The 17329-nt window shown below is 58.3% G+C and carries 11 protein-coding genes; 2 read left to right on the top strand and 9 right to left on the bottom strand.

The genetic code is table 11. The features are described from left to right. Positions 1 to 240: 240 nt before the first annotated feature. The gene (locus tag ASD54_RS16750; protein WP_162249591.1) at positions 241 to 2328 is read left to right on the top strand and encodes a methyl-accepting chemotaxis protein; all 2088 of its coding nucleotides are present in this window, start codon (positions 241 to 243) and stop codon (positions 2326 to 2328) included. Between the two features lie 21 nt (positions 2329 to 2349). Here ASD54_RS16750 and ASD54_RS16745 read toward each other — a convergent pair whose 3' ends face one another. Beyond that, positions 2350 to 2838 (bottom strand): MaoC family dehydratase, encoded by a 489-nt coding sequence (locus ASD54_RS16745; protein WP_062555751.1) that lies wholly within the window; start codon positions 2836 to 2838, stop codon positions 2350 to 2352. A gap of 119 nt (positions 2839 to 2957) precedes the next feature. Next, on the bottom strand, positions 2958 to 4913 hold the full coding sequence (gene glgX / locus ASD54_RS16740; protein ID WP_062555750.1) for a glycogen debranching protein GlgX: 1956 nt from the start codon (positions 4911 to 4913) through the stop codon (positions 2958 to 2960). Positions 4914 to 5021: 108 nt separating this feature from the next. On the opposite strand from glgX, the gene ASD54_RS16735 reads away from it, so the two are divergent. Next, positions 5022 to 5468, top strand: a complete 447-nt coding sequence (locus tag ASD54_RS16735) for an SRPBCC family protein (protein WP_062555749.1) — start codon at positions 5022 to 5024, stop codon at positions 5466 to 5468. A 211-nt stretch (positions 5469 to 5679) separates the two neighbouring features. Here ASD54_RS16735 and ASD54_RS16730 read toward each other — a convergent pair whose 3' ends face one another. From ASD54_RS16730 to ASD54_RS16700, 7 genes are all read right to left on the bottom strand, one after another. Then, positions 5680 to 7308 (bottom strand): alpha-D-glucose phosphate-specific phosphoglucomutase, encoded by a 1629-nt coding sequence (locus tag ASD54_RS16730; RefSeq protein ID WP_062555748.1) that lies wholly within the window; start codon positions 7306 to 7308, stop codon positions 5680 to 5682. After that, positions 7308 to 8753, bottom strand: a complete 1446-nt coding sequence (glgA, locus tag ASD54_RS16725; protein WP_062555970.1) for a glycogen synthase GlgA — start codon at positions 8751 to 8753, stop codon at positions 7308 to 7310. The genes ASD54_RS16730 and glgA overlap by 1 nt, the downstream gene beginning before the upstream one ends. Before the next feature lie 83 nt (positions 8754 to 8836). Continuing rightward, the gene (glgC, locus tag ASD54_RS16720; RefSeq protein WP_062555747.1) at positions 8837 to 10099 is read right to left on the bottom strand and encodes a glucose-1-phosphate adenylyltransferase; all 1263 of its coding nucleotides are present in this window, start codon (positions 10097 to 10099) and stop codon (positions 8837 to 8839) included. Between the two features lie 26 nt (positions 10100 to 10125). Continuing rightward, positions 10126 to 12339, bottom strand: a complete 2214-nt coding sequence (gene glgB, locus ASD54_RS16715; RefSeq protein WP_062555746.1) for a 1,4-alpha-glucan branching protein GlgB — start codon at positions 12337 to 12339, stop codon at positions 10126 to 10128. Further along, a complete protein-coding gene (locus ASD54_RS16710; RefSeq protein ID WP_062555745.1) occupies positions 12339 to 14801 on the bottom strand; it encodes a glycogen/starch/alpha-glucan phosphorylase in 2463 nt (820 codons plus the stop codon). Before ASD54_RS16710 ends, glgB begins: the two co-directional genes overlap by 1 nt. Positions 14802 to 15029: 228 nt before the next feature. Further along, positions 15030 to 16334, bottom strand: coding sequence for a TadE/TadG family type IV pilus assembly protein (locus ASD54_RS16705; RefSeq protein WP_062555744.1), 1305 nt, complete (start codon positions 16332 to 16334; stop codon positions 15030 to 15032). A gap of 115 nt (positions 16335 to 16449) precedes the next feature. Further along, entirely contained in the window at positions 16450 to 17328 is an 879-nt protein-coding gene (locus ASD54_RS16700) for a transglutaminase family protein (RefSeq protein WP_062555743.1), read from the bottom strand. Between the last annotated feature and the right edge of the window lies 1 nt (position 17329).

Below are 17329 nucleotides of genomic sequence, written 5' to 3'. Positions count from 1 at the left end.
TTTTAAGTATATTATCTTCGGTAACCCGTTCTTTACCAACATTCTCCACTCTGTTTCTCGGGGAATTCAAGGATATCGCTCACGGATAGTCCAGAGCGGAACCACAGCGTAAGCACCAGTCAAACTCGATCTGTCTCTTGCAGGTCTGCGGACGAATGCCGCAGTCAGTCGAGCCGTTTGCATCAAAGGTCGCGCATAAACGTCGTGCTTGCTGTTCCTTGAATGATGAGGAGGAAATGCATGCTGCGCAGATTATCAATCCGGGCAAGAACATGGATCATGGCGATCAGCTCGCTCGTTGGCATGATGCTGGTCGCGGTCATCTTTGGTGAAACGCTTCGACATCAGGATGCTGCGAATGATCAGCTCGCCCGTCAGCAAAGTCTGGCAGACGATGTGCTATGGACACAAGCCAGTTTCGGCCAGCTCAAGGTCGAGGCCAGTCGCTATGTCACGTCCCCCAAGGCTTCCGGTGTTACGGCGTTCAAGACGCTCTCGCTGGAACTCGAGACCGCAATTGCGAAACTGGCTAGAGATCCGGAGATGCCGACGGCCCAAGCGGCTCAATTGCAGGCTCTGCTGCAGGGTGTTCAAGGCTATTCCGCCAGATTCGGCCAAGTGGCGCAACAGCGCGAGAAGCTTGGTTATAGCCCGGAAGAGGGGCTTCAAGGCAAGTTGAGGGGCTCCATCCATGCCATTGAATCACTCCTGACTGACAAAGCCGATCCGCGCATCACCATTGCCATGCTGTCTGCGCGGCGCAATGAGAAGGATTTCATGCTTCGGGGTGATGAAAAATACGTCAAGGCTGTAGAGCGTGCCGTCAGTGAACTGGCGGCATTTCCCTCTTCGGCTTACGGATTGTCTTCGGACCAGAACATGGCAAATCTGTTGAATGGGTATCAGACATCTTTCAAGGACTATGCGCAAACGGCAGCGCTTGAGGCGCGGCAGATCGGCGACCTGCGTCAGCAGGAAGCGCGTCTCGATCCTCTCTTCGGTGAGATCGCAAAAGCAATCGGTGACTTCAGCAAGGCCGCGGAACTGACAGCGGCTGCGGAGCGCGATTTCCGTTTCAAGCTGCTGGTCGGCGGCCTTGTGCTGCTCGGTTGCATTCAAGTGGTTTTGGCAACAGCAGTCAGACGTTCGATTACTGGACCGCTTGGAGGATTGACGCAGGCAATGGCCGAGCTCGCTCAGGGTCGGCTGGATATGATCATTCCAGAGAAAGCCTCTGGCCACGAACTTGGGCGCATGGCGAGTGCCATGGAGATCTTTCAGCGAAATGCGCTGACCAACCAGCAGCTTGAGGAAGAGGCCAGGGCGCAACGGGCGGCGGCTGATGAAAGCCGCGAAGAGAACGAAACGCAAAGTCGGGAACGCGCCTTGAGGATGCAGCAGGCGACCTCCGTTCTCGGGAAAGGTCTTCAGGAACTTGCCGTAGGCAACCTTTTGCACACGATCGATACGCCCCTGACCGCGGAATTCGAGCAACTTCGCCAGGACTTCAATCGCTCCATCAGGCAGTTGTCTGAAACGTTGAGCACAGTCGCGGGTGCCGCGCATGTCATCGACGGTGGTGCTCGCGAGATCAGCGGCAGTGCAAACGATCTTTCGAACCGGACGGAGCAGCAGGCCGCTTCGCTTGAGCAGACCGCGGCGGCGCTCGATCAGATCACCACCAATGTCAAAGGCTCGACGCACCGCGTACAGGAGGCGCAGGCAGTTGCTGTCGAGGCGGAGGCAAGCGTGGTTGAATCAAGTCGCGTGCTGGACCGAATGACGGAAGCGATGAAGCTCATTGAAACCTCCTCTCAGCAGATTACCAGCATCATCGGGGTGATCGACGAAATTGCGTTCCAGACCAACCTGCTTGCGCTCAATGCTGGTGTAGAGGCTGCGCGTGCGGGAGAGGCCGGGCGAGGCTTTGCCGTCGTGGCGCAGGAGGTTCGTGAACTTGCGCAACGGTCGTCGAAGGCTGCCGGCGAGATCCGACAGTTAATAGGCCAGTCCGGCACCTATGTCCGGGGCGGGGTGACGCTGGTTGCCGATACAGCGGAGGCGCTTCAGAGAGTCGAGGCACATATCCGGCATATAAACGACCACATGCGCTTCATCTCCAATGCGTCCACGGAACAATCAACTGGTCTTGCTGAAGTCAACAGCGCTGTGAACCAGATGGATCAGGTGACACAGCGCAATGCCGCCATGGTTGAGGAGGCAACCGCCGCCAGTGCGATGCTGGCAACCGAAAGCGAACGTCTGAGATCGCTGATTTCAGGCTTCCAACTGGCACAACGATCAGCCGCACAGCGGCAAGCGGCCTGATGCAGCGGATAGGCTCGAGCTTCAAGTCTCCTCGGGCCTGTCCTTGGGGTCGAATTGAACGATCGTCAGCCAGGTTCCGGTGACCGCTGGCTTTCGTTCGTTCTCGATCTCAACCGTTACGTCATAGCTCGTCATCAGCATATTGGCTCCGCGATACCGCGCTTCCTTCAGCACGAATCTTCCCCGCACGCGCCGACCGACACGCACCGGTGAGCCAAAACGGATCTTGTCGAAGCCGTAGTTCAGGCCCATCGTCTGTTCACGGATTTTGGGCAGTGCCGAGTAATTCATGGCCGAGAGTAGAGAGAGGGTGAGAAAGCCATGAGCGATGGTTTCTCCGAACGGGCTTTCCTTGGCCGCTCTTTCCGGGTCCGTGTGAATGAACTGCTGGTCCAGTGTTGCATCGGCAAACTGGTTGATCATCGTCTGGTCAACGGTGATCCAGTCGGATACGCCGATTTCCTGTCCGATCAGGGCAGGGACGTCTGTCAATGAAATGATTTTGGTCATTCTGTTCCTATCGGACAATGGACTTCATATCTGGAGGGTCGCCTTGCAATATTCAAACAATCTACCGTGATTTTCAGGCCGTCAGCATTTATCAGCAGAGCCTCTTATACTGTCTTCACTCAATGCTCTTGTGACACCAGCCAGGTTACCGAACGCGGAGCAAACCCTTCCTCGGGCTGCGGGCGATCACCCAGCACCTCATTCCAGGCGCCTTCCGGCAGGCAGATCTGCCGAACCTCGCTGGAGCGGTTAAAGACGATGGCCAGTTGCACATCCGTCTGTGTGTCACGATCCAGGGTTTGCAGCAGCATGGTCAGCTGTGTTCGTTCCGGCTGCTCCCAGTCGGCTATGGTCATCGGTTCGCCCAGTTCGTTCAGCCAGGTGATGTCGCCGTCGCCGTGAAAGAAATCGAGATCGGCAAAGGCTGAGAACCGGCGGCGGATGGCACCGAGCTCCGCGGTATGCGCCAGCAACTCTTCATCGAGCGTCCTCCAGTCGAGCCAGGTGATCTCGTTATCCTGCGCATAGGCATTGTTATTGCCCTGCTGGCTGCGTCCACCCTCATCGCCCGCCGTCAGCATGATGGTGCCGCGCGTTGAGAACAGAGTGGACAGAAGCGCCTTCACATCGCGTTTGCGCCCTGACACCACGGCGGACAGAGGGGTTGCGCCTTCGATGCCATTGTTCCACGAATGGTTCTCGTTGTGGCCATCACGGTTATCCTCGCCATTGGCCTCGTTGTGCTTGTGGGCATAGGACACCAGATCCATCAGCGTGAACCCGTCATGGGCTGCGATGAAGTTCACCGTGCGCGTCTCGATCTCTCCGTGGCTGGAAAAGATATCTGACGAGCCGGCCAGAGCATTGGCAAGCGTTCCGGTTTTCGAAGGATCGCCACGCCAATAGCAGCGCATGTCATCCCGGGCGCGGTCGTTCCATTCGAGGAAGGGTGTCGGGAAATTGCCGAGCTGATAGCCGCCGGGGCCAATGTCCCAAGGTTCAGCAATGAGAATCCGGTCAGCCAGAAGCTCGTCTTGCGTGATGGCCAGCAGCGTATCGCTATGGCGCGAAAAGCCCTCATGACTGCGGCCCAGAATGGTGCCGAGATCGAAACGGAACCCATCGACCCCCGCATTCAGCACGAAATGGCGAAGTGTGTCGACAATCATTCGCCGGACGGTTGGGTGGTCGCAGGCGATTGTGTTGCCGGTGCCCGTATCGTTGATCAACGCACCCGGATTGTCCGGGTGATGCCGGTAGAGGCTCGGGTTATCCAGACCCCGGAAGCTCAGGGTGGCGCCATAGCGATCGCTCTCGCCGGTGTGGTTGAAGACCAGATCAAGGATGACGCCAATGCCGTGGCGATGCAGTTCCGCAACCGTTTCGCTCAGTTCCGCCATGCCACCGGGAGCAAGCCGTGGATCGAGCGCCATGAAGGTGACCGGATTGTAGCCCCAGCCATTGGTGAGCCCGAGAGGCGGCAAATGCCGCTCGTCGATCCAGGCGGTGATTGGCAGAAGCTCGACCGCATCGACACCGATGCGTTTCAGATGCGCGATGACGGATGGATGAGCAAGGGCCTTCAGCGTGCCGCGCTCATGCTGCGGAACGTCCGGGTGAAGCATGGTGAAGGGGCGAACTCCAAGCTCGTAGATCAGGCCACCTTTGCAAAACACTGGCGGTTTTGACGTGACCGGTCGGTCTGCCGTCACGATCGCCTTGGGAACCAGATCCCCCGTATCGAGGCCGAATTCCGAAAGGCGAGGATCGTAGGTGTAGGGGCGATCCAACTCCTTCGCATAAGGGTCGACCAGCAGTTTAGCCGGGTCAAACCAAAGTCCGCGATCAGGATCGTGAGGACCGGAAGCGCGCAAGCCATAACGGGTGCCTTCCCCAAGTCCCGGAACTGCGAGGGTGAATCGGCCATAGCCCTGTGGCGTCATCGGCAACCTTTGGAGTTCCTGCCGCCCCTCAGCGTCGAAGATGCAGACCTCCACGCCCGTGGCATGTGTGGACTGGACTGCGAAGGTAACGCCATCTGCGGAAAGGATTGCGCCCAGAAAAGAATGCTGCATGCGGCTTCCAGTTCTTCGAGAAACTGCCATAGTATTAGGATCAACTTATGCACGCAGGTTGCGCGTTATACGCATCTTGCACAGTTCGACGGTTTTGGGGAGGAAAACATGCCATCGACCATTCGCTTGCATCGTTTGCTCAAGGCGCCAGTGGACAGGGTCTTTCGTGCGTTTACGGATGCCGATGCCATGGTGAAGTGGAATCCGCCGCACGGCTTCACCGCACGAATGCATGAATTCGAGCCGAAGGAGGACGGCATTTTTCGCATGTCCTTCACCAATTTCACGACGGGCGAAACGCATTCCTTCGGTGGCAAGTATCTCGAATTCGTCGAAAACAAGCGCCTTCGCTATACGGACCAGTTCGATGATCCGAACCTGTCCGGGCAGATGGAAACGGTGGTGGAGTTCAAGGAGACACCGATGGGTACAGAACTCACCATTGTGCAGGCGGGTATTCCAGACCCGATTCCGGAAGCAGCCTGCTATCTCGGCTGGCAGGAATCGCTCTCCTTGCTGACGCTTCTGGTAGAGCCGGAGATTCGGCAAGGTTAGACAGTCATACGAGCGCGTTACCCCCCTCTGCCTTGCCAGGCATCTCCCCCTCAAGGGGGGAGATTGGCAAGATGCTTTCGCTCGCTATTTCTCGCAAACTGTGGTTGCCGCACCAACCATGCACCATGGCATTCCGTGGGTTGCCACGAATCGATCTCCCCCCTTGAGGGGGAGATGTCCGGCAGGACAGAGGGGGGTGAAGCTTAGCCGCTTAGGTTATAACGGTTGGCGCATCGCGGCCCGTCCGCTTCTTTATGTCCGCAATTTCATCTGCCACGGCAATCAGGTCGGCCAGTGCTGCCTGCGTTTCAATGTCATGGCGGGAGCTATCCGGCTCATAACGCTCCACATAGAGCCGCAGCGTCGCGCCCGATGTGCCGGTGCCGGAGAGGCGGAAAACCACACGGCTGCCGCCTTCGAACAGCACGCGTATGCCCTGGTTTTTTGACACCGAACCGTCCACCGGATCATTGTAGGCAAAATCATCCGCGGCTTCGACCTTCAGCGCGCCAAAGCTCTGGCCAGGCAGGGAGTTGAGTTTTTCGCGAAGGGCAGCAACCAGCCCGTTGGCGGCGTCCGTATCCACTTCTTCATAATCGTGGCGGGAATAATAGTTCCGACCGTATTCGGCCCAATGGGCTTCCACGATTTCCTTCACGCTCTTCTTCTTGGCGGCAATGATGTTCAACCAGAAGAGAACGGCCCAGAGGCCATCTTTCTCGCGGACATGGTTGGAGCCGGTGCCGAAGCTCTCTTCTCCGCAAACGGTTGCCTTGCCAGCATCCAGAAGGTTGCCGAAGAATTTCCAGCCGGTCGGTGTCTCATACATGCCAATGCCGAGCTTCTCCGCCACGCGGTCGGCGGCGCCACTCGTCGGCATGGAGCGGGCAATGCCGGCAATGCCGTCTGCATAGCCCGGCGCGCAGGTTGCGTTGGCGGCAATGATGGCCAAGCTGTCGGAAGGGGTCACGAACATGCCCTTGCCGACGACCATGTTGCGGTCGCCATCGCCATCGGAAGCCGCACCGAAATCCGGGCCTTGCGGGCTCATGACATCGTCATACAGTTCCTTGGCATGAACGAGGTTCGGGTCCGGATGGTGGTGACCGAAGTCGGGAAGCGGCACTTCGTTGCGAACCGAACCGGCGGGCGCCCCGAGGCGCTTCTCCAAAATCTCCACGGCATAGGGTCCGGTGACAGCGCTCATCGAATCGATCACGACGCGGAAGCCGGAGCCGATCAGGCTGCGGATCGCGCCGAAGTCAAACAGGCTTTCCATCAGGTCAGCGTAGTCTTTCACCGGATCGATGACTTCGACAATCATGTCACCCAGCGCATAAAGGCCGACCGTATCAAGATCGACATCCGCTTCGTCGAGGATCTTGTAGGTATCGATGACCTTGGTGCGGGCAAAGATCGCATCGGTGATTTTTTCCGGTGCGGGACCACCATTGCCGATATTGTACTTGATACCGAAGTCTTCCGTCGGGCCGCCGGGATTGTGGCTGGCCGACAGCACGATGCCGCCGAAGGCACCGTATTTGCGGATGACGTGCGACGCGGCTGGTGTAGAGAGAATGCCGCCTCTGCCGACCATGACCTTGCCGAAGCCGCTGGCTGCGGCCATTTTCAGGGCCTTCTGAATAACTTCGCGGTTGTAGTAGCGACCATCGCCACCGATCACCAGCGTCTTGCCCTCAAAGCCCTCCAGACTGTCGAAGATCGACTGGATGAAGTTCTCGGCATAGTTTTCCTGGGCGAACACCGGCACCTTCTTGCGCAGGCCGGATGTGCCCGGTTTCTGATCCTGATAGGGCGTGGTCGAGACAGTCTTGATCATCAATGCGAACCTTTCGGTAGAAGGCTGGAGTATAGTTCGGCGTAAAGCCCGGCACTTTTTTCCCAACTCACGTCGGATTTCATGCCCTGCTTTTGCATCTGAACCCATGTCTTTGTGTCGCCATGGAGGCGAACGGCGCGGCGAAGCGCGCGCTTGAAATTATCGAGCGTTACGGGGCCAAAGGTGACCCCGGTGGCGGATTTTGCCGCAAGCGCGGCGGGATTGGCATCGATAACGGTATCGTTCAGCCCACCCGTGCGGGAAACCACAGGCACGCAGCCGTAGCGAAGGCCATAGAGCTGCGTCAGGCCACAAGGCTCGAAACGCGAGGGGATCAGAATGGCATCGCAGCCCGCCTGCATGAGGTGCGATAGCGGCTCGTCATAGCTGACCTTGATGCCGATGCGGCCCGGATGGCGGCTCGCCGCTGCCTGCAGCGCATTCACCAGTTCCGCGTCACCGGAGCCCAGAACCGCAAGCTTTCCGCCCATGGCCACAAGATCGTCAGCGGACTGGGCAATCAGGTCCACGCCTTTCTGCCAGGTCAGGCGGGATATGACGCAGAAGAGTGGCGCGTCGTCATCCACCAGCCCGAACTGTGCTTCCACGGCACGCTTGTTCTCGCGGCGTGCCTTGAGGTCGCCAACAGAGTAGTGGTTGGCCAAGTCCTTGTCGGATTGCGGGTTCCACACATCGACGTCGATGCCGTTGACGATGCCGTGCAGATCGCTGACACGGCGATTGAGCAAGCCTTCCAGCCCCATGCCAAATTCCGGCGTCAGGATTTCTTCCGCGTAGGACGGACTGACGGTGGTTACCGCCCAGGCGGTCTGAATGCCTGCCTTCAAATAGCCGACCTGATTGTAGTATTCGACGCCTTCCATATCAAAGGCATGCGGAGGCAGCCCGAGTTGGGGGAAGATATCGGCGTTGAAATTACCCTGGAACGCGATGTTATGAATGGTCATCACGCTGGGGATCGCCGGCGTGTCGGCAAAGCGCAGATAGGCAGGCAGAAGGCCCGTCTGCCAGTCGTGGACATGCACGAGATCCGGCTTCCAGCCCGGCATGTTGCCGAGCGCGATCTCGGCGCCCGCCTTGGAAAGCGCCGCGAAGCGCCGCCAGTTGTCGAAATGATCATGCCCATGGGTGTCGAGATAGGGCCCGCCTGCCCGGTCGAAAAGGGCGGGGCAGTCCAGAACCAGAAGATCGAGACCGGCGACCTTCGCTTCCAGCACATCCGCGCTGACACCCAGCAGATCATCGAATGTCATGCGAATGGCGACATCGCGTAGCGCCGACATGACCGCCGGATAGCCGGGGATCAGCGTCTTCATCTCGATGCCGAGTTTGCCAAGAGCCAGCGGCAGCGCGCCCGCCACATCGGCCAACCCTCCGGTCTTCACCAGCGGATAAACTTCCGAGGCAACCGACAGAACCTTCATGCCCATCACCTTCTCCCCCATGCGGTGACACGATGGAGCACTGATACTCCATCGTCTCTCACTGTGCCCGAATTCCAGATGTGTCAGAGATCCAGTTTGTCGATCATCGGCTGCGTGATCAGGCAGATTCCGTTCTCGCTGCGGCGGAACCGCTTGGCATCAAGTTCTGGATCTTCGCCAACGACCAGACCTTCCGGAATGGTGACACCCGCGTCAATCACCACATTCTTCAACTGGGCGCGCCGTCCTACGCGAACATTTGGAAGGATCACCGCACCTTCAAGGCGCGAATAGGAATTTGCGCGTACGCCGGTGAAGAGAAGGCTGTTCGAAAGTGCCGAGCCCGAGATGATGCAGTCACCCGAGACAACGGAGGAGACTGCCGAGCCGCGCCGATTTTCGTCGTCATGGACGAACTTTGCCGGCGGCGTGATTTCCGCATAGGTCCAGATCGGCCAGGATTTGTCGTAGATATCGAGTTCAGGAACAATGCCCGTCAGATCGATATTTGCCTGCCAGTAGGCGTCGATCGTTCCCACATCGCGCCAGTATGCCTGCTTTTCGAAGTCAGAACGCACGCAGGACTGCGCGAAGCGATGCGCGACGGCTTTGCCGTTCGCCACGATCCACGGAATGATATCCTTGCCGAAGTCACGGCTTGAGCCGGGGTCGGCAGCGTCTCGGCGCAGGCATTCCATCAGGAACTTGGTGTGGAAGACATAAATGCCCATGGATGCAAGTGCGTAGTCCGGCTTGTCGGGGATGCCCGGCGGATCGGCTGGCTTTTCCACGAAAGCACTGATCTCGTCCTTGTCGTTGACATGCATGACGCCGAAGCCGGTGGCTTCCATGCGCGGCACTTCCAGGCAGCCGACGGTGACGTCTGCACCGGAATCCACGTGCTGCTGCAGCATCAGCTCGTAGTCCATCTTGTAGATGTGATCGCCGGCCAGAATAACCATGTATTCCGGGTTATAGGCCTCGATGATATCGATGTTCTGGTAAACCGCATCGGCTGTGCCTTCATACCATTGCGTTTCGGAGACGCGCTGGGAGGCAGGAAGAATATCGAAGCTTTCGTTACGTTCGGGACGCAGGAAGTTCCAGCCGCGCTGCAGATGGCGGATCAGCGAATGCGCCTTGTATTGGGTGGCAACGCCAAAGCGGCGAATACCTGAATTCAGGGCATTCGAGAGTGCGAAATCGATGATGCGGGCCTTGCCGCCGAAATAGACCGCAGGCTTTGCGCGGCGATCCGTCAGTTCCTTCAGACGGCTGCCGCGTCCCCCTGCCAGTACATAGGCCATGGCGTCGCGGGCTAGCGGTTGAACACGTTTTGTCGTCATGGCGTTCCTCCCAGGTATCGATAAAATCAGGTTTCAGGCTCAAGCATGATGGTGGCGAGCGGTGGTAGTGTGACCTCTGCGCTAATGGTTCCTCCGGCAGAAACGGCTTGCACCCTGCCACCATTGCCCTTGCCGCTGCCGCCGTAGATTTCGGCGTCAGTATTCAGTATTTCGCGCCAGCGGCCCTCCTTCGGCAGAGGCACACGGTAGTTTTCCCTGTAGACCGGCGTGAAATTGGTAATGACGGCAACCGGCTTTTCTCCCGGCGCCTTGCGCAACCAGGCATAGACCGAATTGTCGGAATCATCCGCGATCAGCCATTCGAAGCCTTCACCCTCGCAATCGCGTGCATGCAGTGCAGGCTTGGAGCGGTAGGTGAAATTCAGATCGCGTACCAGACGGCGGACACCTTCATGCGGATGGTAATGCAGCAGGTTCCAGTCGAGCGAACGTGCCTCGCTCCACTCGCTCCACTGCGCAAATTCCTGTCCCATGAACAACAGCTTCTTGCCGGGATAGCCCCACATGAAGGCGTAATAGGCGCGCAGGTTGGCGAACTTCTGCCAGTCATCGCCTGCCATCTTGGCAATCAGCGACCCTTTGCCATGCACCACCTCATCGTGGGACAGCGGCAGAACGAAGTTTTCCGAATAGGCGTAGATCAGGCCAAATGTCAGTTCGTTATGGTGGAACTTGCGATGCACCGGCTCCCGCTTCAGGTAGCTCAGCGTATCGTGCATGAAGCCCATGTTCCACTTGAAGCCGAAGCCGAGGCCGCCTTCGTGCACGGGGTGCGAAACCTTGGGCCAGGATGTGCTCTCTTCGGCAATCGTCATCAGCCCCGCATGCGAGGCGTAGCTTGCGGAGTTCAGCTTCTGCAGGAAGCGAACGGCTTCAAGATTCTCGCGCCCGCCATACTCATTAGGGACCCACTCGCCTTCCTTGCGGGAATAATCGAGGTAGAGCATGGACGCGACCGCATCGACACGCAGGCCGTCTAGATGAAACTTTTCCGCCCAATAGAGCGCGTTATTGATGAGATAGGACAGAACTTCGATACGACCGAAATTATAGATCGCCGTATTCCAGTCCGGGTGGAAGCCCTGACGCGGATCGGCATGTTCGTAGAGGGCAGTGCCATCGAATTCCCGAAGACCATGGGCATCCGTCGGGAAGTGGGCGGGCACCCAATCGAGAATGACGCCAATACCCACCTTGTGGCAACCGTTGACGAAGCGGGCAAAGCCCTCCGGCTCGCCAAACCGCGCGGTCGGGGCGTAGAGCCCGGTGGTCTGGTAGCCCCAGGACGGGTCGAAGGGATGTTCGGTAATGGGCAGAAACTCGATATGGGTAAAGCCCATATCCGTGACATAGGGAATGAGTTCCGCCGCCAGTTCATCCCAGCTGAGAAAGGTTCCGTCTGGCCGTTTGCGCCAGGAGCCCGCATGAACCTCGTAGATCGAAATCGGCTGGCGGCGATGGTCGCATTCTGCCCAGAACTTGCGATGTGCCTCGTCTTCCCATTCCTGCACCAGTTCCGGTGCGGTTAGCGATGCCGTCTGTGGCCGAAGCTCCGCACGCCGTGCATAGGGGTCTGCCTTCAGGGGCAGGGGCACGCCATCCTTGCCGATGATCTCGAACTTGTAGGTACTGCCAGGCAGGACGTCGGGGGCAAAGATCTCCCAGATGCCGGTATCGACCCTCAGCCGCATGACATGGCGGCGACCGTCCCAATTGTTGAAGTCGCCGACCACGGAAACGCGCTTGGCATTGGGAGCCCATACGGCAAAGTGAAAACCTTCGGCGCCTTCGTGCTTCAGCGGATGTGCGCCCATCTTGTCGAAGAGGCGCAGGTGCGACCCTTCGCGAACGAAATAGTCATCCATGGGACCCAGCACCGGGCCAAAGCTGTAAGGATCGGTCAGCGCCCATTCCGCATCGCCCCGGCGCGCCCGGTAGCGCAGGGGCTTGAGCGTGGTGAGCGTCACCGGTCCTTCGAAAAAGCCTGCTTCGTGGCGAAGTCCAAGCTCACCCAGAATCGTTCCGTCCAGTGCCGTCACGGTCACGTTTTCGGCTCCGGGTATGAAGCAGCGGGCAATAATCCCGCTGCCTGACTTGTGCGGCCCAAGAACCGCGAAAGGATTTGCATGTGAACCGCTGATGATCGCCTCGATCTCGGCAAGCGGAAGTTCACTCGGTGTTTGTCCGTTCTTGCCATTGGATGCGGGCGACTGGCTCATCATGCTCTCCAGATTTCCGACGCATACTGCCGGATGGTTCTGTCAGACGAGAACCAGCCCATGCGCGCCGTATTGCGAATGGTCTTGCCGTACCAGGACACGGGATCGGCCCAGATCTGGTCGACATCGCGCTGCGCCTTCGCATAGGCATCGAAGTCACCGGCCACCATGAACCAGTCATGGTTATAGATGCCATCGATGAGAGCCGTGAAGCGTGAACGATCATCGGGAGAGAAGACGCCGGACGAGATGGCCTGGAGCGCCTGGGCCAGTTCACGCGACTGCTCGATGATGGCCCGTGGATTGTGGCCTTCCGAGCGGACGCGGGCGACTTCGTCCGCCGTCATGCCGAAGATAACGATGTTTTCCTCGCCCACATGGTCGCGCATCTCGACGTTGGCGCCATCCAGTGTGCCGATTGTCAGTGCACCGTTCAGGCCGAACTTCATGTTGCCGGTACCGGAGGCTTCCATGCCCGCCGTCGAAATCTGTTCTGACAGATCCGCCGCCGGAACCATGACTTCCGCGAGCGAGACGTTGTAGTTCGGGATGAATACAACCTTCAGAAGCCCTCGGACAGCCGGGTCATTGTTGATGACACGCGCCACGTCGTTTGCCAGTTTGATGATCAGCTTGGCGTTGTGGTAGCTGGGCGCAGCTTTGCCCGCGAAGAACTTGACGCGCGGCACCCAGTCCAGTTCCGGATGAGACCGGATCTGATCGTACAGCGCAACCGCTTCGACGATATTCAAAAGCTGACGCTTGTACTCGTGGATGCGCTTGATCTGGATATCGAACATGGCCGACGGATCGATGCGAATGCCCATGCGGCCTGCCACGAGATTGGCAAGTTGCACCTTGTTCTGACGCTTCACTTCGGCAAACTTCTGCTGGAAGGCGCTGTCATCGGCAAAGCTGTCCAGTGCGCGGAGTGCCTCGGTATTGTCCTCGAACTCAGGTCCGATGGCTTCACGCAGCAGGTTGGTCAGGCCCGGATTGCACTGCATCAGCCAGCGACGCGGGGTGATGCCGTTCGTCTTGTTGTTGATACGGTTGGGGTAAAGCGAATGGAGGTCGGCGAACACCGTTTCCTTCATCAGATCGGTATGAAGTGCCGACACACCATTGATGGAGTGCGAGCCCACGAAGGCAAGATTGCCCATGCGCACGCGCCGGTCGCCGCCTTCATCGATCAGCGATATCGCCCGGATCTGGCTGTCGCCGAACTTCTTTTCCTTGCGGGCATCCAGCAGGATCTTGGTGTTGATCGCGTAGATGATCTGCATGTGGCGTGGCAGCAGACGCTCGAACAGCGGCACCGGCCAGCTTTCCAGAGCCTCGGGCAGCAGCGTGTGGTTGGTGTAGGAGAAGGTCTGGCGCGTCACGTCCCAGGCCAGATCGAAATCCATGCCGTGCACATCACACAAGAGACGGATCAGTTCAGCAATCGAAATGGCCGGGTGCGTGTCGTTCAGCTGGATCGACACCTTTTCGTGCAGGTTGGTAAAGTCCGGATACTGCTGGAGGTGACGGCGCAAAATGTCCTGCAGCGAAGCCGACGAGAAGAAATACTCCTGGCGCAGACGCAGCTCCTGTCCGGCCGGATTGGCATCTGCCGGATAGAGAACGCGGGTGAGTGTCTCCGCCTTGTTGCTTTCGCGCAGCGCACCGATGTGATCACCGGCGTTGAATGCGTCGAGCAGGATCGGATCGATCGGCTGGGCGGACCAGAGACGCAGCGTGTTGACGCGCTTGCCGCGCCAGCCAACGATTGGCGTGTCGTACGCCATGGCGATGAAACGTTCCGCAGGCTTCCAGACGAAACGCGGCGGATCATCATAGCCGCCGACACTTTCCACCGAGCCGCCAAAGCCGATTTCATAGGAGCTTTCACGCCGCTCGAATTCCCATGGATTGCCGTGTGCAAGCCAGTTTTCCGGCAGTTCTACCTGCCAGCCATCGGCCATCTGCTGGCGGAAAAGCCCGTGCACGTAGCGAATGCCATAGCCATAGGCGGGAATATCGACCGTTGCCATGCTTTCCATGAAACAGGCTGCCAGTCGACCAAGACCCCCATTGCCGAGCGCCGCATCCGGTTCGAGGCCCGCAATCACATCGATATCGACTCCCAGCGATGCGAGCGCATCCTTGATCTCGCTGAGAAGCTCCATGTTTGAAACGGCATCGCGCATCAGGCGGCCGATCAGGAACTCTAGCGATAGGTAGTAAACGCGCTTGTCGCCCGTCCGGTAGACCTTGCGCGTGGACTCCATCCACTTGTCGATGATTCGGTCACGAACCACGAGGATGGCCGCTGTGAGCCAGTCATGCGGCTTGGCAACCTTGGCGTCCTTACCGATGCGGTAGGTCAGGCGCTCTATGATCTCTTCCGCCATGATTTCGGGGCGGGAGCTGCGCGGTGCCGGTTGCGGGATTTCTACCGGAGGAAGCGTATTATTCATTGGGCTGCCAACTTTGCTGGAGGGAACGGTGGAGGAGGCGTTCGGTTCAGAATATGGCCTTTTCTTCAACGTCGAATATAATCGTTATGATGCACATGCGTTCAGAGGTCGCAATAGGGTTTGTCAGAGTTTTTCAAAGCGCTTTGGTCGATGCAAGGTCTTGAAGAAAAACGGAAAGGCGCTCGCATCTCTGCAAGCGCCTGTAAACCTTGAGAAGAATGTGTTGCGTCAATTTGTCAAGCGCGTTTGTGTCTTGGCTGCCTTTCGCCCAATGTCGCCGAATGCGGCCACGAGATCGGACATGTTTGACGATTCGTAGTAGCTTTCCTTGTTGCTGGCGCAGGCTTGCAGCAGGTCCTTGCCCTTGTCCGGTGCCATGAAGGCGACCGTGAAGACGGTGATCCCATCTGCCTTGGCTTGGGCGCAGGCGGTACGAACCTTGTCGTCGATGCCCTTGTTCCAGGCATTGCTATAGCCGGTCATCTCACCATCGGTCATCAGCACGATGAAACGGGAAAAGCTGTAATTCTGCTTTGCCTTATGCTGCGTTGCTTCTGTGACGTTGGCTTTCTGCAGATCCGAGAAGGCAACTGCCATGGCGCCGCTGGCATCCGTACCGCCTTCCGGAACGGCAGGCAGCGCAAGGACGTAATTCTTGGCGGTTGTGGTGCCCCAGGCCGGCTTCTGCTCTGTCTTGGTTTCGTGGGTATAGGAAACGGCACCAATGCGGATCAGTTTCTTGGCCTCTGTCTCCTGTGCCGTCGCATTGGTCTGATCGGGCGCTGCTGCCTTCAGCAGTTCGGTCGTCATCACGCCTGCCGCTGTTTTCAGCGCAGCGATCTTGGTCACGTAATTGGCCACTGTGCGCGTGCGCTGCTCATTATAAGTGCAGGAGTAGTAACCGCGCCAGTAATCGTAACAAGTGCCTTGAACAGTCGCCGTGTAGGTTTCCTGTTTGGTCGGCTTGAGCGGATCGACCGTCGTCGTATCCCAGGCCATGGAGCCGGACTCGTCCAGCACCAGATACATGGACAGTGCGTTTCCTTCGCGGGCGCTGGCCGAAATGCTGGAAACCGAAATCGGGATAGTTTCAAAGCCCAGAACACGCGTCAGGCCGCTCAACTGAACGTTCGCCTTGAGGGTCATCCGGACTTCGAAATTCTTGCTGGAGCCCCCCGTCGAGGTAATGGTTGCGCCGGTATTCATGTTCTTTTGCAGGTCGGCTTTCGCGGCAGCAATCTCGTCTTCAGACATGCCGCTTGACTGCAGATTGGCCAGATACTGACCGACCATCTCGTCCTTGGCCATCTTCGTAGCTTCGGCTTCGGTAATGTCGTCCTTGGACATTTTCGATGCTGCCGCCAGCGTTGCTGCGTCCGCGATGTTCTGGATCTCGGCCTTCTCGCGCATGACATTGGTGAGGTCCACAGCAACACCGCCGACGCCAATCGTCACCGGCAGCAGTATGGCCGTCATCATTGCAAAGTTGCCGGCTTCATCGGCAAGCAGATTTTTGAAGGTTGAGTAGTTCATCGCCTCGGTCCGTCCCATTCATTAGAACGGAATAACGATTACCGCCGACAGCTAACGAAACTCCTAATTGCATGCGTAAATTTTTAGCTGAACGCCCAAATGTGGTGCGATTCTGCTACTTGAGCGGGATAACGTCGACGGACTGTACCGTGCGATGCGTACCGTAGGATTTGAGAACACCCACAACGGGGGCGACGTCGGCATAGTCGCGTCCATAGCCGACGACGATATGATCTGCTCCTGCGGGAATGTTGTTGGTCGGATCAAGCTCTATGTAGCCGGTCGATTTTCCACACCAGATGCGCACCCAGGCATGCATGGCGTCGGCTCCTTCCAGACGCTCCTTGCCCGGTGGCGGAATGGTGCGCAGGAAGCCGCTCACATAACCGGCCGGAATTCCCAGACTTCTGAGCGCCACGATCATGATGTGGCTGAAATCCTGGCAGACGCCGCGCTTCAGCTTGAAAGCCTCCACCGGGGTCGTGTCCACGGTCGTTGCTTCGGCGTCGTACTTGAATTCCTTGAAGATGCGCGCGCAAAGCAGGTTCGCGATCTCCCGCACGGTCTGACCCGCTTTTGCGGTTTCTCGTGCAAAGGCTGCGATCTCAGCATTGTCTGGCAATCGCGGGCTCTGGCCGGTGAAATGATGCGGCGCATGGGGATCGATCGAGCGAATCTCGGCAAGCTCCACCGCCAGATCCTTCAACTCCGGCGACAGGTCTGCCGTCAGCGGTGCGGCCTCGACCATCACGCGCGCCTGCATGCGGATGTCGAGCTTCTCGTGCTGTGCGCGCAGAAAAATGGAGGTTGCCTGCTGTCCGAAGAAATCGATGAAGTCGCTGCGCTCTTCCGCAGTCGGAGCAACGGTCACCGATCCCGCAATCAGGCGCTGCCGGTCCGGGATCGAGAGAGGCAGAAGGCGAAGGATGTGGCGAGCTCCCGAGGCGGGCGTGTCATAGAGATAGCCCATGTGGAGCGAGATATCGTAAAGCATG

It is taken from the genome of Rhizobium sp. Root149, assembly GCF_001427345.1.
Classification (GTDB): domain Bacteria; phylum Pseudomonadota; class Alphaproteobacteria; order Rhizobiales; family Rhizobiaceae; genus Neorhizobium; species Neorhizobium rhizoryzae.
Note: the sequence above shows the minus strand (reverse complement) of the source record. Positions and strands in the feature narration are given on the sequence as shown.

What these genes read in the sequence shown, in the direction of transcription:
- ASD54_RS16750 (WP_162249591.1), top strand. Translation starts at nt 241, where the DNA reads ATGCTGCGCAGATTATCAATCCGGGCAAGAACATGGATCATGGCGATC.
- ASD54_RS16745 (WP_062555751.1), bottom strand. Translation starts at nt 2,838, where the DNA reads ATGACCAAAATCATTTCATTGACAGACGTCCCTGCCCTGATCGGACAG.
- glgX (WP_062555750.1), bottom strand. Translation starts at nt 4,913, where the DNA reads ATGCAGCATTCTTTTCTGGGCGCAATCCTTTCCGCAGATGGCGTTACC.
- ASD54_RS16735 (WP_062555749.1), top strand. Translation starts at nt 5,022, where the DNA reads ATGCCATCGACCATTCGCTTGCATCGTTTGCTCAAGGCGCCAGTGGAC.
- ASD54_RS16730 (WP_062555748.1), bottom strand. Translation starts at nt 7,308, where the DNA reads ATGATCAAGACTGTCTCGACCACGCCCTATCAGGATCAGAAACCGGGC.
- glgA (WP_062555970.1), bottom strand. Translation starts at nt 8,753, where the DNA reads ATGAAGGTTCTGTCGGTTGCCTCGGAAGTTTATCCGCTGGTGAAGACC.
- glgC (WP_062555747.1), bottom strand. Translation starts at nt 10,099, where the DNA reads ATGACGACAAAACGTGTTCAACCGCTAGCCCGCGACGCCATGGCCTAT.
- glgB (WP_062555746.1), bottom strand. Translation starts at nt 12,339, where the DNA reads ATGAGCCAGTCGCCCGCATCCAATGGCAAGAACGGACAAACACCGAGT.
- ASD54_RS16710 (WP_062555745.1), bottom strand. Translation starts at nt 14,801, where the DNA reads ATGAATAATACGCTTCCTCCGGTAGAAATCCCGCAACCGGCACCGCGC.
- ASD54_RS16705 (WP_062555744.1), bottom strand. Translation starts at nt 16,334, where the DNA reads ATGAACTACTCAACCTTCAAAAATCTGCTTGCCGATGAAGCCGGCAAC.
- ASD54_RS16700 (WP_062555743.1), bottom strand. Translation starts at nt 17,328, where the DNA reads ATGCTTTACGATATCTCGCTCCACATGGGCTATCTCTATGACACGCCC.